At 55.4% G+C, this 15,848-nt stretch carries 16 protein-coding genes; 8 read left to right on the top strand and 8 right to left on the bottom strand.

Going from position 1 to position 15,848, the window contains the following annotated elements:
- The first annotated feature begins 32 nt into the window (after positions 1–32).
- The 3 genes from ACI7RC_RS06980 to ACI7RC_RS06970 all read left to right on the top strand — a co-directional run bounded on the left by ACI7RC_RS06980 (position 33) and on the right by ACI7RC_RS06970 (position 2,626).
- Positions 33–275, top strand: a complete 243-nt coding sequence (locus ACI7RC_RS06980) for a DUF362 domain-containing protein (RefSeq protein ID WP_019122308.1) — start codon at positions 33–35, stop codon at positions 273–275.
- 162 nt (positions 276–437) lie between these two features.
- Positions 438–1,424 (top strand): YpdA family putative bacillithiol disulfide reductase, encoded by a 987-nt coding sequence (locus ACI7RC_RS06975; protein ID WP_408107516.1) that lies wholly within the window; start codon positions 438–440, stop codon positions 1,422–1,424.
- Positions 1,421–2,626 (top strand): alanyl-tRNA editing protein, encoded by a 1,206-nt coding sequence (locus ACI7RC_RS06970; protein ID WP_408107515.1) that lies wholly within the window; start codon positions 1,421–1,423, stop codon positions 2,624–2,626. The genes ACI7RC_RS06975 and ACI7RC_RS06970 overlap by 4 nt, the downstream gene beginning before the upstream one ends.
- A 56-nt stretch (positions 2,627–2,682) precedes the next feature.
- Here the strand turns inward: ACI7RC_RS06970 and ACI7RC_RS06965 are convergent, their stop codons facing one another.
- From ACI7RC_RS06965 to ACI7RC_RS06940, 6 genes are all read right to left on the bottom strand, one after another.
- A complete protein-coding gene (locus tag ACI7RC_RS06965; RefSeq protein WP_408107514.1) occupies positions 2,683–2,883 on the bottom strand; it encodes a hypothetical protein in 201 nt (66 codons plus the stop codon).
- Positions 2,884–2,973: 90 nt separating this feature from the next.
- Entirely contained in the window at positions 2,974–4,011 is a 1,038-nt protein-coding gene (locus ACI7RC_RS06960; RefSeq protein ID WP_408107513.1) for a ThiF family adenylyltransferase, read from the bottom strand.
- A 37-nt stretch (positions 4,012–4,048) separates the two neighbouring features.
- Complete coding sequence (locus tag ACI7RC_RS06955; protein WP_408107512.1) at positions 4,049–4,789, bottom strand: ABC transporter ATP-binding protein; 741 nt, start codon at positions 4,787–4,789, stop codon at positions 4,049–4,051.
- Position 4,790: 1 nt separating this feature from the next.
- Positions 4,791–5,459 carry an ABC transporter permease gene (locus ACI7RC_RS06950; RefSeq protein ID WP_408107511.1) on the bottom strand — a complete coding sequence of 223 codons (669 nt, stop codon included), beginning with the start codon at positions 5,457–5,459 and terminating at the stop codon, positions 4,791–4,793.
- Between the two features lie 10 nt (positions 5,460–5,469).
- Positions 5,470–6,360 carry an ABC transporter substrate-binding protein gene (locus ACI7RC_RS06945; RefSeq protein ID WP_408107510.1) on the bottom strand — a complete coding sequence of 297 codons (891 nt, stop codon included), beginning with the start codon at positions 6,358–6,360 and terminating at the stop codon, positions 5,470–5,472.
- A 20-nt stretch (positions 6,361–6,380) separates the two neighbouring features.
- The gene (locus tag ACI7RC_RS06940; RefSeq protein WP_408107509.1) at positions 6,381–7,313 is read right to left on the bottom strand and encodes a substrate-binding domain-containing protein; all 933 of its coding nucleotides are present in this window, start codon (positions 7,311–7,313) and stop codon (positions 6,381–6,383) included.
- A 343-nt stretch (positions 7,314–7,656) separates the two neighbouring features.
- Here ACI7RC_RS06940 and ACI7RC_RS06935 point away from each other — a divergent pair, with 343 nt between their 5' ends.
- A complete protein-coding gene (locus ACI7RC_RS06935; protein WP_408107508.1) occupies positions 7,657–9,465 on the top strand; it encodes an aldehyde ferredoxin oxidoreductase family protein in 1,809 nt (602 codons plus the stop codon).
- Between the two features lie 51 nt (positions 9,466–9,516).
- Here the strand turns inward: ACI7RC_RS06935 and ACI7RC_RS06930 are convergent, their stop codons facing one another.
- Positions 9,517–9,789 (bottom strand): MoaD-like domain-containing protein, encoded by a 273-nt coding sequence (locus tag ACI7RC_RS06930; RefSeq protein WP_408107507.1) that lies wholly within the window; start codon positions 9,787–9,789, stop codon positions 9,517–9,519.
- A gap of 1 nt (position 9,790) precedes the next feature.
- The gene (locus tag ACI7RC_RS06925; protein WP_408107644.1) at positions 9,791–10,069 is read right to left on the bottom strand and encodes a ubiquitin-like small modifier protein 1; all 279 of its coding nucleotides are present in this window, start codon (positions 10,067–10,069) and stop codon (positions 9,791–9,793) included.
- A 130-nt stretch (positions 10,070–10,199) separates the two neighbouring features.
- Between ACI7RC_RS06925 and ACI7RC_RS06920 the strand changes: the two genes are divergently transcribed.
- The 4 genes from ACI7RC_RS06920 (at position 10,200) to ACI7RC_RS06905 (ending at position 15,848) form a co-directional block, all read left to right on the top strand.
- Positions 10,200–11,432 carry a molybdopterin molybdotransferase MoeA gene (locus ACI7RC_RS06920; RefSeq protein ID WP_408107506.1) on the top strand — a complete coding sequence of 411 codons (1,233 nt, stop codon included), beginning with the start codon at positions 10,200–10,202 and terminating at the stop codon, positions 11,430–11,432.
- A 45-nt stretch (positions 11,433–11,477) separates the two neighbouring features.
- On the top strand, positions 11,478–13,391 hold the full coding sequence (locus tag ACI7RC_RS06915; protein WP_408107505.1) for a molybdopterin biosynthesis protein: 1,914 nt from the start codon (positions 11,478–11,480) through the stop codon (positions 13,389–13,391).
- Positions 13,392–13,420: 29 nt separating this feature from the next.
- Positions 13,421–14,440, top strand: a complete 1,020-nt coding sequence (gene moaA / locus ACI7RC_RS06910; protein WP_408107504.1) for a GTP 3',8-cyclase MoaA — start codon at positions 13,421–13,423, stop codon at positions 14,438–14,440.
- 226 nt (positions 14,441–14,666) lie between these two features.
- Positions 14,667–15,848: an LL-diaminopimelate aminotransferase gene (locus ACI7RC_RS06905; RefSeq protein WP_408107503.1), complete on the top strand. Its 1,182-nt coding sequence runs from the start codon at positions 14,667–14,669 to the stop codon at positions 15,846–15,848.

Here is a 15,848-nt window from a genome sequence, read left to right as displayed (position 1 = left end):
TAGGATGCCAAATCAAAAAAGGAGGAATTCCTGTGCCTTTTGTGATCACGTCCCCCTGTGTGACGGAAAAAGCGGCGGATTGTGTCGAAGTATGCCCGGTTGATTGCATCCATGAAGGCGAGGATCAGTACTTCATCGATCCGGATGTATGCATTGACTGCGGTGCGTGTCAAACGGCTTGTCCCGTGGCGGCGATCTATGCGGAAGACGAGTTGGCGGACGAAGACAAAATCTATCTGGAAAAGGCGAGGGAGTTTTACCGGAACAGAAATTGAAGAACAGTCATACGCTATTCGCAAATCTTTCAAAAGGCAGAGGGCCATCAAGACCGGTTCTCTGCTTTTGTGTTGAGAGAACTACAAATCACGGGGTGGATCAGGTATCATAATAGGGTAGCACATCCTGGCGATCGTTGAAAGGGAGTATGAAACGCACTTATGGAACAAGCCATTATCATCGGCGCTGGCCCGTGCGGCCTCTCCGCCGCTGTAGAACTTAGGAAAGTCGGCATTGAGCCGCTCGTCATTGAAAAGGGTGCTTTGGTCAACTCGGTATTCAATTACCCAACCTATATGATTTTTCACAGTACACCGGAACTGCTCGAAATCGGAGGTTTTCCGTTTACCACTCCCCATGAGAAGCCGACCAGACTGGAGGCGCTAAACTACTACCGCATGGTCGCGGAACGTTATCAGCTGCGCATCCATCAGTACGAAACAGTGACATCGATCGAACGGGGAGACCAGATGTTTCGCGTGCTGACAAAGGACCGGTTTGGAGCGAAGCGGGCATACGGCTCTGCCAATGTCATTATCGCGACCGGGTATTTTGACCACCCGAACCGTTTGGGGATCCCCGGCGAAGACCTGCCAAAGGTTTTCTCCTTCTATAAAGAAGCGCATCCGTATGCCGGCATGAAGGTGGCGATCGTCGGCGGGAACAACTCCGCGGTAGATGCCGCACTTGACCTGGAACGCGCGGGTGCCGATGTGACCGTGATCTGCCGGGGTGAGCGGTTGTCTGATCGCGTCAAGGCGTGGACCCGGCCCCTTTTCGAAAGTATGGAGCAAAAGGGACGGATCACCGTCTATTACTCGTCCCGCGTAACGGAAATCCACGATCATTTTATTGCGGTGGAGACACCAGAAGACACGTTGGCTCTGGAGAATGACTTTGTCTTCACCCTGATCGGCTATCGGCCTGACCGGACGCTTCTGCGTTCGCTCGGTGTCGGGGAAGACCCGGGGACAGGCGCTCCGCTGTACGATGAGGAAACGATGGAAACGAATGTTCCTGGCGTTTACATCGCGGGAGTGGTCGCCGCAGACAACAAACAGGCCAACGCGATCTTCATCGAGAATGGAAGATTTCACGGCCGGCTGATCGCTGAACATATCGCTGGACGAGACAGGAGATCGAGATGACGGAAAAATTGTATTACCAAGACGCCTATAGCCGGGATTTTCAAGCTCGGATCATCAAGACAGGAAGCGATGAACACGGGGATTACGTCCTGCTGGACCGCACGCTGTTCTACCCGACGGGCGGAGGTCAGCCCTCTGACCTCGGGCAGATCGCGGGAGTGGAGGTAGTCGGCGTCGAGCTCGTGAACGGCGAGATCAGGCATTACCTGGGAGAAAAACGGGAGCTGCATCCTGATATGCCGGTCCATGCCCGGATCGATTGGGAACGACGCTTTGATTTTATGCAGCAGCATGCGGGACAGCATATTCTGTCAGCCGCCTTCGCCGAACTGTTGCAGGCAGAGACGGTTGGCTTTCACCTGGGACGGGAGCATGTCACCATCGATTTGGCCGTTCCCGACCTTACCTGGGAGGAGGTAGAACAGGTGGAGAGGCTGGCCGACCGGATCGTTTTTGAAAACAGGCAAATTAGTGCCCGTTTTGTCGAACCGGCTGAGCTGGCCAGCCTGCCGCTCCGCAAACAACCGACCGTAGATGAGAATATCAGAATCGTGACGATCGCCGATTTTGATTACAGCCCCTGCGGCGGCATCCATCCCGCCCGGACGGGAGAGGTTGGCCCCATTCTGGTGCTGGACTGGGAGCGCTACAAGGGCCAAGTGCGCGTTCGCTTCGTCTGCGGGCAGCGAACGAGAAAAGCGGTGAGCGAGCAACGGAGCATCCTGCAACAGGCAAGCAGTGAATTGAAAACAAGCCAGCAGGAATTAACCTCGCAAATAACACGCCTGCTCTCGGAGAAAACTGAGCTGGGGGAATCGTTAAAGGCAGCCCGTGAACAGCTGATGCAATTTGAGGCCCAAGAGCTTCTTTCGCGTGCCGAAGCGCTCCGCACGATCAAGCTAGTGTCCTCTTCGTGGGAAAACAGGCCGATGCCTGAACTTCAACGGCTTGCCAAACAGATCATCGAACGGGAGTCATCCGCTGTCTGTCTGCTGTTCACATCCGGCGCCAACATCCAGATGGTCTTCGCCCGAGGCCAAGAAGTCCAAGCCGACGCCAACCAACTTCTCAAGTCGACATTAGCCCAGATCGGCGGCAAAGGCGGCGGAAACCCCAACATCGCCCAAGGCGGCGGTACGGACACGCTCAACGTGGAGGAACTGATCCAATATGCCGCAAATCTGGTAAGGGAATTGCCGTAATATCAAAACATGCAGGGGGCGTACATCATCGCTGTTTCCTGTTTCATGCAGCAAAGTTACGAGAAGCAGAGAAAAAAGGAGCGAACGAAGGCCTTGGCAACGCCCACCCAGTCGGAACGGAAAAAAACGGCACACGCTTGTCGACCAAATGCTACGTTGAAATACTCCCAGTCATTTTTGGTCGACGTGCCGTTTTTTGGAGTGCAGACGGCCAGTCCAACTTCCCCGCTGGCGTGCCACGAACGGAGCGAGCCCATTTTTCTCTGCTTCCCTGGACAATGTTCACCACATCAAAAAAGACGCGGAGTGCAATGTAGCACATTTCCCCGCGTCTTTTCTTATTGCCTCTAATACCCCACATATTTCGCATACAGCGACCTGGCCGTGGAGATGTCCTGCGAACCCTGAACCAGCACCCGCCCGTCCTTAAAGAACACAAGCGTATAAGCATCGATATGAAACCGAAGCAAAAAGGGATTTTTTTCCACACCCCCGAGCTGCTCAAACCGCCGGGACAATTCCTCCAGATCCACTTGCTTTGGCTGAACCGGGGTGATCTGCACCGTATCCCTCCCGCAGAGAGACGTGAATTCCTGCTGCGCTTCTGCAGTCAGGTCGAGATACTCAAAAACCCCTTGGCCGCAGGCCGGGCAATTGGCATTCTTTCCTTTGGCGATGTTGATCTGCAGATGGTCGTTTTGCCAAAGCTCAAACTGCTCCAGATTGGGGTTTTGCTGCTGGGTGGCGCCGAGCAGCAGCTTAAGCGCTTCGACGGCTTGGTACGAGGCGATGACATGCACGATCGGACCGATCACGCCTGTCGTGTCACACGTCTCCCCGCGGCCTTCGGGAGGGTGGGGGAAGAGACAGCGGTAACAAGGCGTCTCACCCGGTCGGATGACCGCAAACATCCCCTTGGAACTGACAGCCGCGCCGTGGATCCAGGGAATCTTGTGCTTGACCGCCACGTCATTGACCAGATAGCGGACCTGAAAGTTGTCAGAGCCGTCCAGGATCAGGTCAAATCCGGTCAGGTACGCTTCGGCATTGGTCGCATTCAGATCGGCGACGATGGGGTCCACCGTGACCGTCGAGTTGATCTTCTGCAGTTTGGCGGCGGCGGCAACGGCCTTTGGCAGGTGGGCGCGGGCATCCTCCTCGTCGTAGAGCATCTGGCGCTGCAAGTTGCTTTCTTCGACAAAGTCGCGGTCGATGATCCTGACGAAACCGACACCGGCGCGGACCATGTGGTTGGCAAGAACAGTCCCGAGCGCTCCCATCCCGACGATGACCACCCTGCTTTGCAGCAGCTTCAACTGGCCGTCTTTGCCAATCGGAGCGAACAGGATTTGCCGCGAATACCGCTGGTGTATTTCTGTATCCATGTGAAGCGATCCCTCCGTCCTCGGGGCTTGGATACGATCAATAGATCATCCGCCCGGAGATGAAATCTTCCAGTTCCTGGCTTTTTGGTTGGGCAAAAAAGTCTGAGGTATCGGCCGACTCGACAATTCGTCCCTTGTGAACGAACAAGCAGTGATCGGCAAGCCGCTTGGCCTGGGGCAGATTGTGGGTCACGATCATGATCGTCATGCCCGTTTGCCGATGGATCCCCTTGATGACCTGCTCGAAAATGGAGACGTTGGCCGGATCCAGGCTTGCCGTCGGCTCATCCAGCAAAAGCAGCCGCGGCTTCAGCACGATCGCTCTGGCCAGGGCGGCCCGCTGCGCTTCGCCTCCGGACAAGGTGGCGGCCTGCTGGTGGATGCGGTCGCCTAGATCGACGAGCTCCAATGCTTCGCTCACCCGCTGCCTGATCGTCTTGCGATCCAGCTTGCGGTAACGAAGCCCCATCGCCACATTGTCGAACACCGAGGTGTGGAACATGACCGGCTGTTGGGCGACAAAGGCCATCTGGCGTTGGATCGCCAAGGCCTTGGCATGGGGGAGAGACGCGAGGTCCACTTCTTCGCCCCAGTAGTTCATCGTGCCCGCATGCGGCTTTTGCAGCAGGTTGACCACCCTGAGCAGCGTGCTTTTGCCTGACCCGCTCGGACCTACGATGCCATAAATTTTACCACAGGAAAGGCTGATTTGCTCGACGATCAGGATGGATTTTTTTTCCATGACAACGTTCAGATGTTTCAGGTATAGTTGCTCCATCTCACATTTTTCTCCGTTTGGCGTTGATTTGTTCAAGGACTCCCATCATGAGAAAGCTGTTGAAGACAAAGCTGATCAATAAAAGGACAAGCCCTAGATAGAGGCCTGTTTCATAGTGGCCCATCCGCGTCTCCAGGATGATGGCCGTGGTCATCACGCGGGTGTGGTGTTCGATGTTTCCGCCGACCAGCATGACGGCCCCGACTTCGGATATCGCCCGTCCGTAAGCAGCTGCGATTCCCGCCCAGATGCCTTTTCGCGACTCCTTGACGATTGTCCAGACCAATTGGACCGGAGTGGCCCCCAGGCTCTTCGCCGTCTCGGAATAGGTGCGTTCTTTGGCCTGGACTGCGGACATGGTCAACCCCGCAAGGATCGGCGTTACTAGGACGAACTGGGCGATCACCATTGCTTCCGGTGTAAACAGCAATTGCAGCGAGCCGAGGGGACCGTGTTTGGAGAGGAGCAGATAGACGATGACCCCGATCAACACCGGAGGCAGCCCCATCAGGGTGTAGACGATCGTGACGGCCAGTCTTCTGCCGGGAAAAGCGTACAAGCCGAGAAGGGCGCCGGCGGGTATACCGATCAGCGCCCCGAAGAACACAGCAGAGGTCGTCACTTGCAGGGACAGCCAGATAATTTCCAGAACCTCGGTTGGCAAACCCATGCTTCACCCCTTAACGCTTTTTCGCGTCAGGTACAAATAAGCCTTTTCCGTACTTGTCTTTGCCAAATTCGCCAATCATTTTCTGGCCTTCTTCACCGACGAAAAACGAGATCAGCTCATCTGCCAGCTCGGGTTTGCCGGTGGATTTTACCTTGATGATGCCGTAAGGATTCAACAGCGCCTTGTCTCCCTGCATCAGCACGACCAAGCCGAGCTTCCGGGAGAGGAAGGTAGCTTCATCGGTCAGCGTATAAGCATCCTTTTCATCGGCCATCTGCAGCGTGTCTCCCATGCCTTGTCCGGAGGAGAGGTACCAGCTGCCGGTAGGGGTGATGCCGGCGCTTTTCCAGATGCTTTTTTCCTTTTTGTCTGTACCGGAGTCGTCACCGCGGGAGACGAAGGTCGCCTGTTTCTCGGCGATTTTCTGCAGCGCCTCTTCAGCTGTTTTGGCGTTCTTCACTCCGGCAGGATCGCTCTCTGGTCCGACGATGTAAAACTGGTTGTACATGACGTCGTAGGCATCGACGCCAAATCCTTTTTCGACAAACTCGTCTTCCGCCGGCCGGGAATGCACCAACACGACATCGGCGTTGCCGTCTTCGCCAAGCTTGATCGCTTGGCCGGTGCCGACCGCGACGACTTTTACCTTAATGCCGGTCTTTGTCTCAAAGGCAGGGAGCATGTCGTCCAGCAAACCCGAATCCTGTGTGCTGGTCGTGGTCGCGAGAACGATCTCCTTGGTTTGGCTATCCGTACTCGGCTTGGCGTCGGAAGCGGCCGGCGCTTCCGAAGCCTCCGAAGCGGGAGCAGAAGCCGGTGCCGGTGCAGCCGTACTGCAGCCGGCCAACAGCAAAATGGCCGCCAAAATCAGAAAGAAGCTTGTCCTGCTTGCGTGTTTCATCTTGTATCCTCCTTTTAAGATTATGTATATGTGGCAATGATTTCGCCCATCTGTGAGATATCGTAGCCGCCAAGCGCCACGATGGATTGGCGGAACGGAACGTCCCGCAGCACGCTGCACATGATCTGAAACCGTTCCTGCTGCATCAGCCCGGTAGGCAGCACCAGGTCGTACCGTTCTTGATGAATCGGAAAGAAGTCCAGTCCCAGATTGCGGGCCACGCTTTCGATGCCGAGTGCGACATCGGCTGCGCCGTTCAGCACGGCCGCCGCCGTGGCGTAATGATTGACACATTCGTGGTCATAGCCGGGCAGCATGCCGGCATCGGCGCCCATTTCGCGAATTTTCTGATCAAGCAGAACGCGCGTGCCCGAGCCTTTTTGTCGGTTGACGATGCGGTGTTCTCCAGAGAGGAAGTCCGACCAGCTGGTAATCATCCGGGGGTTCCCCTTGGGGAGGATAAAGCCTTGCCAGCGGTAGACGAAATGGATCACCGTCAACTGTTCGCCGGGCAGCAGACGGGTGATGAAGGGGAGGTTGTACTCTTTCTCCTCCACGTCCAGCAGATGGCAGCCGGCCATCTCCGTCCGTCCGTGGAACAGGTCGATCAACCCCTTCAAACTGCCGGAAAACGCCGAAAATAGCGTAATGCCCCGAGTGCTGAGATGCTGGGTCAACAGGTCGACGGCAAGGTCGTGACTGCCGGTAAAGTAGATCTCGTGCGGCATCTCCTGCGGCAAAAAAGGGGCGGGGACATCATGCGAAAAATCCTTTGCGCCGACCTGGGGTTTCTTCCCGCTAGCGAAGTTGTCCAGTTCGCTTCGCAAAATACGCAGGCTCCGGCCGAGCTTGACGGCGGGAAGATCTCCTCGTTTGATCATTTCATACACGGTGAATTTGGACAGTTTCAAGATGGCGGCCGCTTCCTCCGGAGTCATGTACTCCTCTTTCAAGCTTCCCAGTCCCTTCATCGTATTTCATTGGTTTTGATTGGGTTTTGTTAGGTTGAGTTAGTATATGTACAAAATACTTGATCACAGGAATAAAGGCAATACATTTTTTCAAAAGTGCGTATCCGGCAAATAATCGAAATATCGACAATTTTCCGTTTTGGCATAGAATAATAGCAGGAGTTGCTTCATAAAAGTCGAATAGGTATCTGTAATTACGGCAATGAAGCCTTTCGGAAAGAAGCATCCATGATGACTTCCCTTTCCGATGCGGGTTCAGCCATTTCCTTGCGATGGCTGCAACGGCGTTTTTTTATCAAGTATTGAAGGAGGAGGAGGCGGACAGATGAAGTTGGGCGGCTTTAAAAACAGGGAAATTTTAATTGATCTATCAACTGGAACGGTCAGCTATCGTGAGATCGACGAGGAGTTGGCCAAGAAGTACATCGGCGGCCGGGGGCTGGGAGTCAAGTACGTGTTTGACAACGGGCCGGATGTGGAAGCGCTGTCAGCGGAAAATCTCTTATGCATCATGACTGGCCCGGTGACCGGATCGCGGTCGACGATGAGCGGCCGGCTGTGTGTCGTGACCAAATCGCCACTGACCGGGACCGTGACTGACTCGCACATGGGGGGATGGACGGCCGCCCGGTTAAAATGGGCCGGGATCGACAATATCCTGATCTCCGGAAAGAGCGACAAACCCGTTTACCTCTACATCGAAAATGGGGAGGGAACGCTGCACGACGCCGCCGACCTCTGGGGACAAGGCACCCGGGCGACGGTGAAAGCCATGCAAGAGCGTCACGGCAAGGAAGACCTGAGTGTCATGTGCATCGGACAAGCGGGAGAAAACCAGGTGCGCTTTGCCGGTTTTATGAATGAAAACGATCGCGCAGCCGGCCGCGGCGGGACAGGTGCGGTGGCCGGATATAAAAACCTGAAGGCGATTGTGATCAAAGGCCCGCAAAAAGGGAATATGCCGCAGCCGGCACGGGATGACGAGTACAAATCGGCAAATCAGAAGGCGTTGAAGGCGATCATGGAGGGCGGTCTCACCGCTCCGAAAAAAGGCGGCCTCTCCGTCTACGGTACGAACGTCTTGACGAGCATTATCAACGAAGTGGGCGCTCTGCCGACGATGAACTCCAAGTATACTCATTGGGAAGGGGCAGAGGGGCACAGCGGCGAGACCGTCAATGCCACGCTGCTGGTCGCAGACAACACCTGTCACGCCTGCCCGGTCGCCTGTAAGAAAGAAGTAGAAGTGAAGGAAGGCAAGTACAAGACTCGGGTAGAGAGCTTTGAATACGAATCGGGCTGGGCGCTCGGCGCCAACTGCGGCCTGAGCGATGCTGCGGCGATCTCCTATCTGATCAACTTGTGCAATGAATACGGGATCGATACGATCGAACTTGGCAACACGCTGTCCTGTATGATGGAAGCAGTCGAACAAGGTCTCGTCGAAGAGCCGTTCGCCTGGGGAGATGCCGACCGCATGATCGAGCTCACCGAGATGCTGGTATTCCGGCAGGGCATTGGCGATATTCTGGCGGAAGGCACGGCGAGAGCAGCCAAGAGGTTCGGCAATGCCGATCTGGCCATGGTGGTCAAGGGGCAGGCCATCCCGGCATACGACCCCCGCGGCATACAGGGCATCGGATTGGGATACGCGACGAGCAACCGGGGAGCCTGCCATCTGCGCGGATACACGGTCGCCAGCGAAATCGCCGGGATACCGGAGCCGACTGACCGCTTGAAGCCGGAAGGCAAAGGCGAGCTGTTGAAGGTCTTCCAAGACCTGTTCGCCTTCTCCGATTCGTTGGACATCTGCAAATTCTCCTCGTTCTCCGAGAATGCGGAAAACTACGCGGAACAGTATTCGGCGATGACCGGCGTGCAGATTACCGCTGATGACGTTCTGAAAATTGGCGAAAGAATCTACAATCTGGAGCGTCATTACAACAACCTTGCCGGCTTCAATAAACGCGAGGACGACTTCCTGCCCAAGCGCTTTACGGAAGAAGCCGGCACCGGCAACAGCGCCGGACACGTCAGCCAGTTGGACACTATGCTCAATGAATACTACCAAGTACGCGGCTGGGTCGACGGAGTCGTGCCGGAGAGCAAACTGAAGGAGCTGGAAATCGTCTGATCGGACGAGAAAAAGGTGGAGCGAACCTCCACCTTTTTCTTCCATTTTAAATCATCCGCCGACGCGCATGGTTTTTTTGCGAAACCGGGCGACAACTTGATCGAGCACCACTTCACTGGGTGATTTGAACACAAGGAATACAGCGTTCACCCGAAAGCGGGAGGTGATGGCTACCTCTTCCTGGCCCAACAGCTCGGCCTGCCACTTATCCCCGCTGATCAACACGGGAAACCGATCGGTGTGCTGCTCCCCGCCCAATTCACGCAAGTAGCTGGTCAGCTGCGAGAGCGGGATGCCGCGGATCTCCAGGTTTTTGTGGTGCACGTCAGCCTCCTGCAACGGGGGGAAACAGAGCGAATTGATCGTCAGCCCCTACCCTGGTCTGAAGCCCGTCCTCGTGGATGATGTTTCGGCCGTTAATAAAAACGTGAACGAATGGCTTTAGGGTGCGGTCCGGTGTAAAGACCTCATCTTCAAGCGGGGGAAACATTTGGATCAGCGTTTCCAGTATATCGATAACGCGGTTGTTTTCTGCTTGATAGGGAACGGTTACTTCTTTTGATTGGCATATTTCGCGAAAGTTGGCAAACACTTTCACCTTCATCATCTATTCGTTCTCCTTTTTTCTTTCTATTATAGTAAGATTTCACCCAAGAGAAAATACAATATTCCCATTACCCTGACAATTGGGCGTGCAGCACGAATATTCAAAGTCGCCATGCTGGAGGATCATTATGAAGTTCTTCAATGTAAAAACAGTACAGGAGACATTGTCCATTATCGAAGAGCATTTTGGCCCGGTTGGCCAGACATGCCGTATTCCGGCAGCGGACGCGGTCGGTCTGGTGCTGGCCGAAGACGTCATCTCTGCTGATCAAGTGCCGCCTTTTTCCCGCTCTACCGTTGACGGCTACGCGGTGCGGGCGGCGGATACATTTGGGGCCTCGGAATCGCTTCCGGCGTTTCTGGAGATTACCGGCACGATCGAAATGGGGAAGGCCGCGGAGCACTTCCTGGACGAGGGATGTGCCCAGTACATTCCGACGGGCGGGATGATGCCCCCGGGGGCCGACAGCGTCGTGATGATCGAGCATGTCGAGGAAGTGGGCGAGCTGTTGAACGTGTTCCGCCAGATTGCCCCAGGCGAGAATGTCATCCGCGCCGGAGACGACGTCGACCGGGGAGAACTGGTGATCGCCGCCGGACACAGGCTCCGTCCACAGGATCTCGGTGTCCTGGCTTCGGTCGGGAAAACCGAAATCACCGTGTATCGAAAACCGGTTGTCGCCGTATTGTCTACGGGCGATGAGATCGTCCCGGCTGACGTGCAGCAGCTGGCTCCGGGCGAAGTGAGAGATATTAACAGCATTACGATTGCTGCAGCAGCCAGACAGTTTGGCGCGGACGTGATTTACGGCGGGGTGGTGAAGGATGACTACGACTCCTTCTACAAAAAAGCCAGCCAGCTGTATCAGGAGGCAGATTTCTTGCTTTTGTCGGGAGGCAGTTCAGTAGGGACGCGCGACTTTACCGTACAGGTGCTGGAAGCTTTGGGGAAACCAGGAGTGCTGGTTCACGGCGTATCGATCAAGCCGGGAAAACCGACGATCATCGCCAAAGCGGGAACAAAGCCGGTGATGGGGCTGCCCGGGCATCCGGCATCGGCTCTGATCGTGTTTCATTTGTTTGGCATCCCGATCCTGGAAAAGTTGAGCGGTACTCGTACTGCAAAGGCCGATCTGCGGCTGGAAGCGCGGATTGCCCGCAATGTCGCTTCCGCTGTGGGGCGTTCGGATTACATTCGGGTCAAGATCGAACAGCGGGCGGACGGCTTATGGGCGGAGCCTGTATTCGGCAAGTCGGGTTTGATCTCTACGCTGGTGGCCAGCGACGGGATGGTAGAAATTTCCGCCAACAAAGAAGGGATACTGGAAGGCGAAATCGTCAAGGTGCAGCTTTTCCGTTAAAAAGGAAAGTTCGTCGAAAGGGAGACGCCCATGGGGAGGATGGAAATGCGTAAAATCTACTTGGAAGATACACCGCTGCGGGAAGCCCAGCACAACCTTCTGCAAAGGGTGCCATTTACGGCGGAAACAGAGTTGATCCCGACAGGGGCCGCACTCGGCCGAGTCACCGCAGAGGCAGTCTTGGCCAAAGTGTCCATGCCGAATTACAACGCTTCGGCGATGGATGGAATCGCGGTCAAGGCGGAGAAAACGTACGGAGCGGACGAACAGCGTCCGGTTCGCTTGAAACTGGGAGAGGATTACGTCACCGTTGACACCGGGGATCCCATACCGAACGGGTTTGATGCGGTGATCATGATCGAGCACATTCACCAAATCGATGAACAGACGGTCGAGATCATGGAGGCCGTCGCCCCCTGGCAGCACATCCGGCCGATCGGCGAAGACGTAGTGGTCGGGGACATGATCGTACCTGCCTGGCACAAACTCCGCCCCGTCGATCTGGGAGCGCTCTTGGCGGGAGGAATTCTGCAGGTTCCGGTCTTGCGCAAGCCCAAGGTGGCGATAATTCCCACCGGCACCGAGTTGATTCCGCCGGCGGAAGAAGTGGCGGAAGGGGAGATTATCGAGTTTAACGGAACGGTGTTTTCTGCTTTTCTGCAGGAGTGGGGAGCAGAGGCGCTCTACCGCGGCATCGTCAAAGACGACTACAACCTGATCAAGGCAGCACTGCAGCAGGCTGTTCGGGAAGCGGACATCGTTCTCCTGAATGCGGGATCGTCAGCCGGCACCGAGGATTATACCGTTCACGTCATCGATGAACTGGGAGAGGTGCTGACACACGGCGTGGCAACCAGGCCGGGCAAACCCGTCGTCATCGGACTGGTAGAGGACAAGCCGGTCATCGGCTTGCCCGGCTACCCGGTCTCGGCCTATCTGGCGCTGGAGTGGTTCGTCCGCCCGCTCGTTCACCAGTACTTGGGCCAGATCGAATTGCAGCGGCCCAAAATCACCGCGAAAATGGGACGGCGGGTCGTCTCGGTCATGGGGGCGGAAGACTTTGTGCGGATGAACATCGGCTGTATCGACGGCCAGTATATCGCCAACCCCCTGACGCGAGCGGCGGGGGTGACCATGTCGATGGTGCGGGCGGATGGGCTGCTCCGCATCCCGGCCGGTCACCTGGGTTACGAGCAAGGGGAAGAGGCAGAGATCGAATTGTACCGGCCGATCGAGCACATCCGCCAGACGATCGTCGCTTCCGGCAGCCACGATCTGTCGGTCGACATCCTGCACTCTCTGCTGCGGGAGATTCATCCAGAACAGTTCCTCATCTCCTCACATATAGGGAGTATGGGGGGGATTTTGGCGATCCAGAAGGGAGAAGCCCACATCGCGGGCGTGCACCTGTTTGACGAGGTGAGCGGAACCTATAACGTGCCTTTTATCGAAAAGTACTTGCCGGCGCAGGACGTCGTTCTTCTGCAGCTTGTTTACCGTCAGCAGGGGTGGATCGTCAAGAAGGGCAATCCCCACCAGCTGCAGTCGGCCGCCGACATCGCCAACAAGCGATTGACCTACATGAACAGACAACGCGGAGCGGGAACCAGGCTGTTGTTTGACTATCTGTTGAAACAGGAAGGGATCAGCCGCGAGCAGATATACGGGTATACGCGCGAAGCCGTCTCCCATTTGAGCGTGGCTGCGGCAGTCGCAGGCGGTACGGCTGACGCCGGGCTTGGCATCTATTCGGCCGCCGCGGCGATGGATCTCGATTTTATCCCGGTCGCAGAAGAGCGCTATGACCTCTTGATGAGCCGGAAGTTTTACCAGAGCGAGCAGGGTCAGACCTTGCTTGAGCTGATCCGTTCCCCGCGGTTTAGAGAGCAGGTAGAATCTTTGGGTGGATACAGCTGCCGTGATTCAGGTAATATGGTCTATGAGAGCAATCGCAGGTAGAGAGAAGATGAACAGGAGAGTGATCCCGTATGTCAGAACGTTTCTTGGATTCATATAAGCGTCCTCTCCGTGACTTGCGAATTTCCGTTACCGATAAATGCAATTTTCGCTGCACCTACTGCATGCCGGCGGAGATATTCGGCCCTGACTACGCTTTTCTCCCTCATGACAAGCTCCTGAGCTTCGAGGAAATCACTCGCCTGACGAAGATCTTCGCCTCCATGGGGACGGAAAAAATCCGGATCACCGGCGGCGAGCCTTTGATGCGAAAGGATCTTCCGACACTGATTCAGATGATCAGCGAGGTGGAGGGTGTCCGCGATATCGCCATGACGACCAACGGTTCGCTGCTCGCCAAGCATGCCAAAGCGTTGAAAGCGGCCGGGTTAAAACGGGTAACCGTCAGCCTGGACAGTCTGGATGACGACCGGTTTGGGCAAATCAACGGCAGAGGCTTCCGGGTGGAGACGATCCTCTCGGGGATCGAGGCGGCGGCGGACGCGGGATTGCAGGTCAAGATCAACATGGTCGTGCAGCGCGGGATGAATGAACAAGACATCCTGCCCATGGCCAGATACTTTCGGGAAAAGGGGCATATCTTGCGTTTTATTGAATACATGGATGTCGGAAACAGCAACGGCTGGCGGCTTGACCTGGTCGTCCCCAGCAGGGAGATTGCTGCGCTGATTCATGCGGAAATGCCCCTTGAGCCGGCAGAGCCCAATTACTACGGAGAAGTCGCCTCCCGTTACCGCTATCAGGGCACAGAGCAGGAAATCGGCTTCATCTCGTCTGTCACGCAAGCATTTTGTTCCACCTGTACAAGGGCGAGACTATCGGCGGAAGGGAAGCTCTACACCTGCCTGTTTGCCGCTGACGGAGAAGACCTGCGCGAACCGCTGAGGAGCGGTTATACGGATGAAGACCTGCGGCAATTGATTGGCGGCATCTGGAGCCGCAGGAGCGACCGGTATTCAGAGGAGCGGCTCAAGCATACGCCGGAATTGACACAGCGAAAAAAGGTGGAGATGTCCCATATCGGGGGATAATCCAACCGCGGCCGTACAGCAAAAACCTGGGGCAGTTGCCTCAGGTTTTAGTCATTTTGTTGAAATTATACTGATTATTCATGAAACGGCAGCCTGATTTTTGTGTAAAAGAGACATGGTTTCTGCTTTTGAAACGATATACATTTAATTTGTGCCATCCTTGAACCGTTTACGGCTTTGCCTGTCGCCAAACGGGAATTCATTCAGAAAGAGGGTGAAATCAGACGTGAATTTCCAATCCAGACGGATCGGGCAAATCCCGCCCTATATGTTTGCGGAACTAAATAAAAAGAAAGCAGCGATGCAAAAGGCGGGGATCGATGTCATTGATTTGGGAATCGGAGATCCCGATCTGCCGACCCCGGAGCACATCGTAGAAAAACTCATAGAGGAAGTCAGGCGTCCGGAAAACATGAAGTACCCCAGCTTTGTCGGGTGTTTGGAATTTCGGCAGGCCGTTGCCGATTTTTACAGGCGTCAGTTTGACGTCGAACTCGATCCGGAAACCGAAGTTCTGGCTTTGATTGGAACAAAAGAAGGGATCGCCCACTTGATTCCGACCATGATCGATCCTGATGATTACGTGCTGCTGCCGGATCCGTGCTATCCAGTCTATCGGATGGCAACTTACCTGGCGAACGGCAGGTACTACGACATGCCGCTCAAGCAGGAGAACAACTTTGAGCCCGTCTTCTCGGACATACCTGAAAGTGTCATCCAACAAGCCAAGTTGATGTTTTTAAACTATCCGGGCAATCCGACGACTGCCACCGTTGACCTCGGCTTTTTCCAGCGAGCCGTCGCTTTCGGAGCGGCCCATCAAATCCCCATCGCCCACGACTCCGCCTACAATATGGTTACGTTTGGCGGCTACCAGGCGCCGAGCATCCTGCAGGTGGAAGGAGCGAAGGAGATAGCCGTTGAATTCGGTTCGCTCTCCAAGACGTACAACATGACGGGATGGCGGATTGGCTATGTTGTCGGAAACAGAGAAATGATTAAAGCGCTTTCCGTCTACAAGAGCAACACGGATACAGGCCAGTTTACCCCAATTCAGAAAGCGGCCGCTTTTGCGCTCACCAGCGACCAGAGCTGTATCGCGCGTCACAACCAGATTTACTGCGAGCGGATGAAAACCATGCTCGAAGGGCTGGCCTCCATTGGAATTCGGGTCGAGCCGCCCAAAGGCAGTTTCTTTATTTGGGCGCCTGTGCCTGGGGGTTATACTTCCAGTGAATTTGCTGCAAATGTCTTGGAGCAGACCGGCGTTATCGTGACCCCCGGTAGTGCATTTGGCCCGTCCGGCGAGGGGTATTTCCGCATCTCGATGTCTGTACCGAGCGACCGTCTGAACGAAGCTGTAGAAAGAATTAAGGCAAAATTGCGAATTCAGCAAGGAAACCGCTAA

It is taken from the genome of Brevibacillus sp. B_LB10_24 (genome assembly GCF_046036945.1).
Taxonomy (GTDB): domain Bacteria; phylum Bacillota; class Bacilli; order Brevibacillales; family Brevibacillaceae; genus Brevibacillus_C.
Note: the sequence above shows the minus strand (reverse complement) of the source record. Positions and strands in the feature narration are given on the sequence as shown.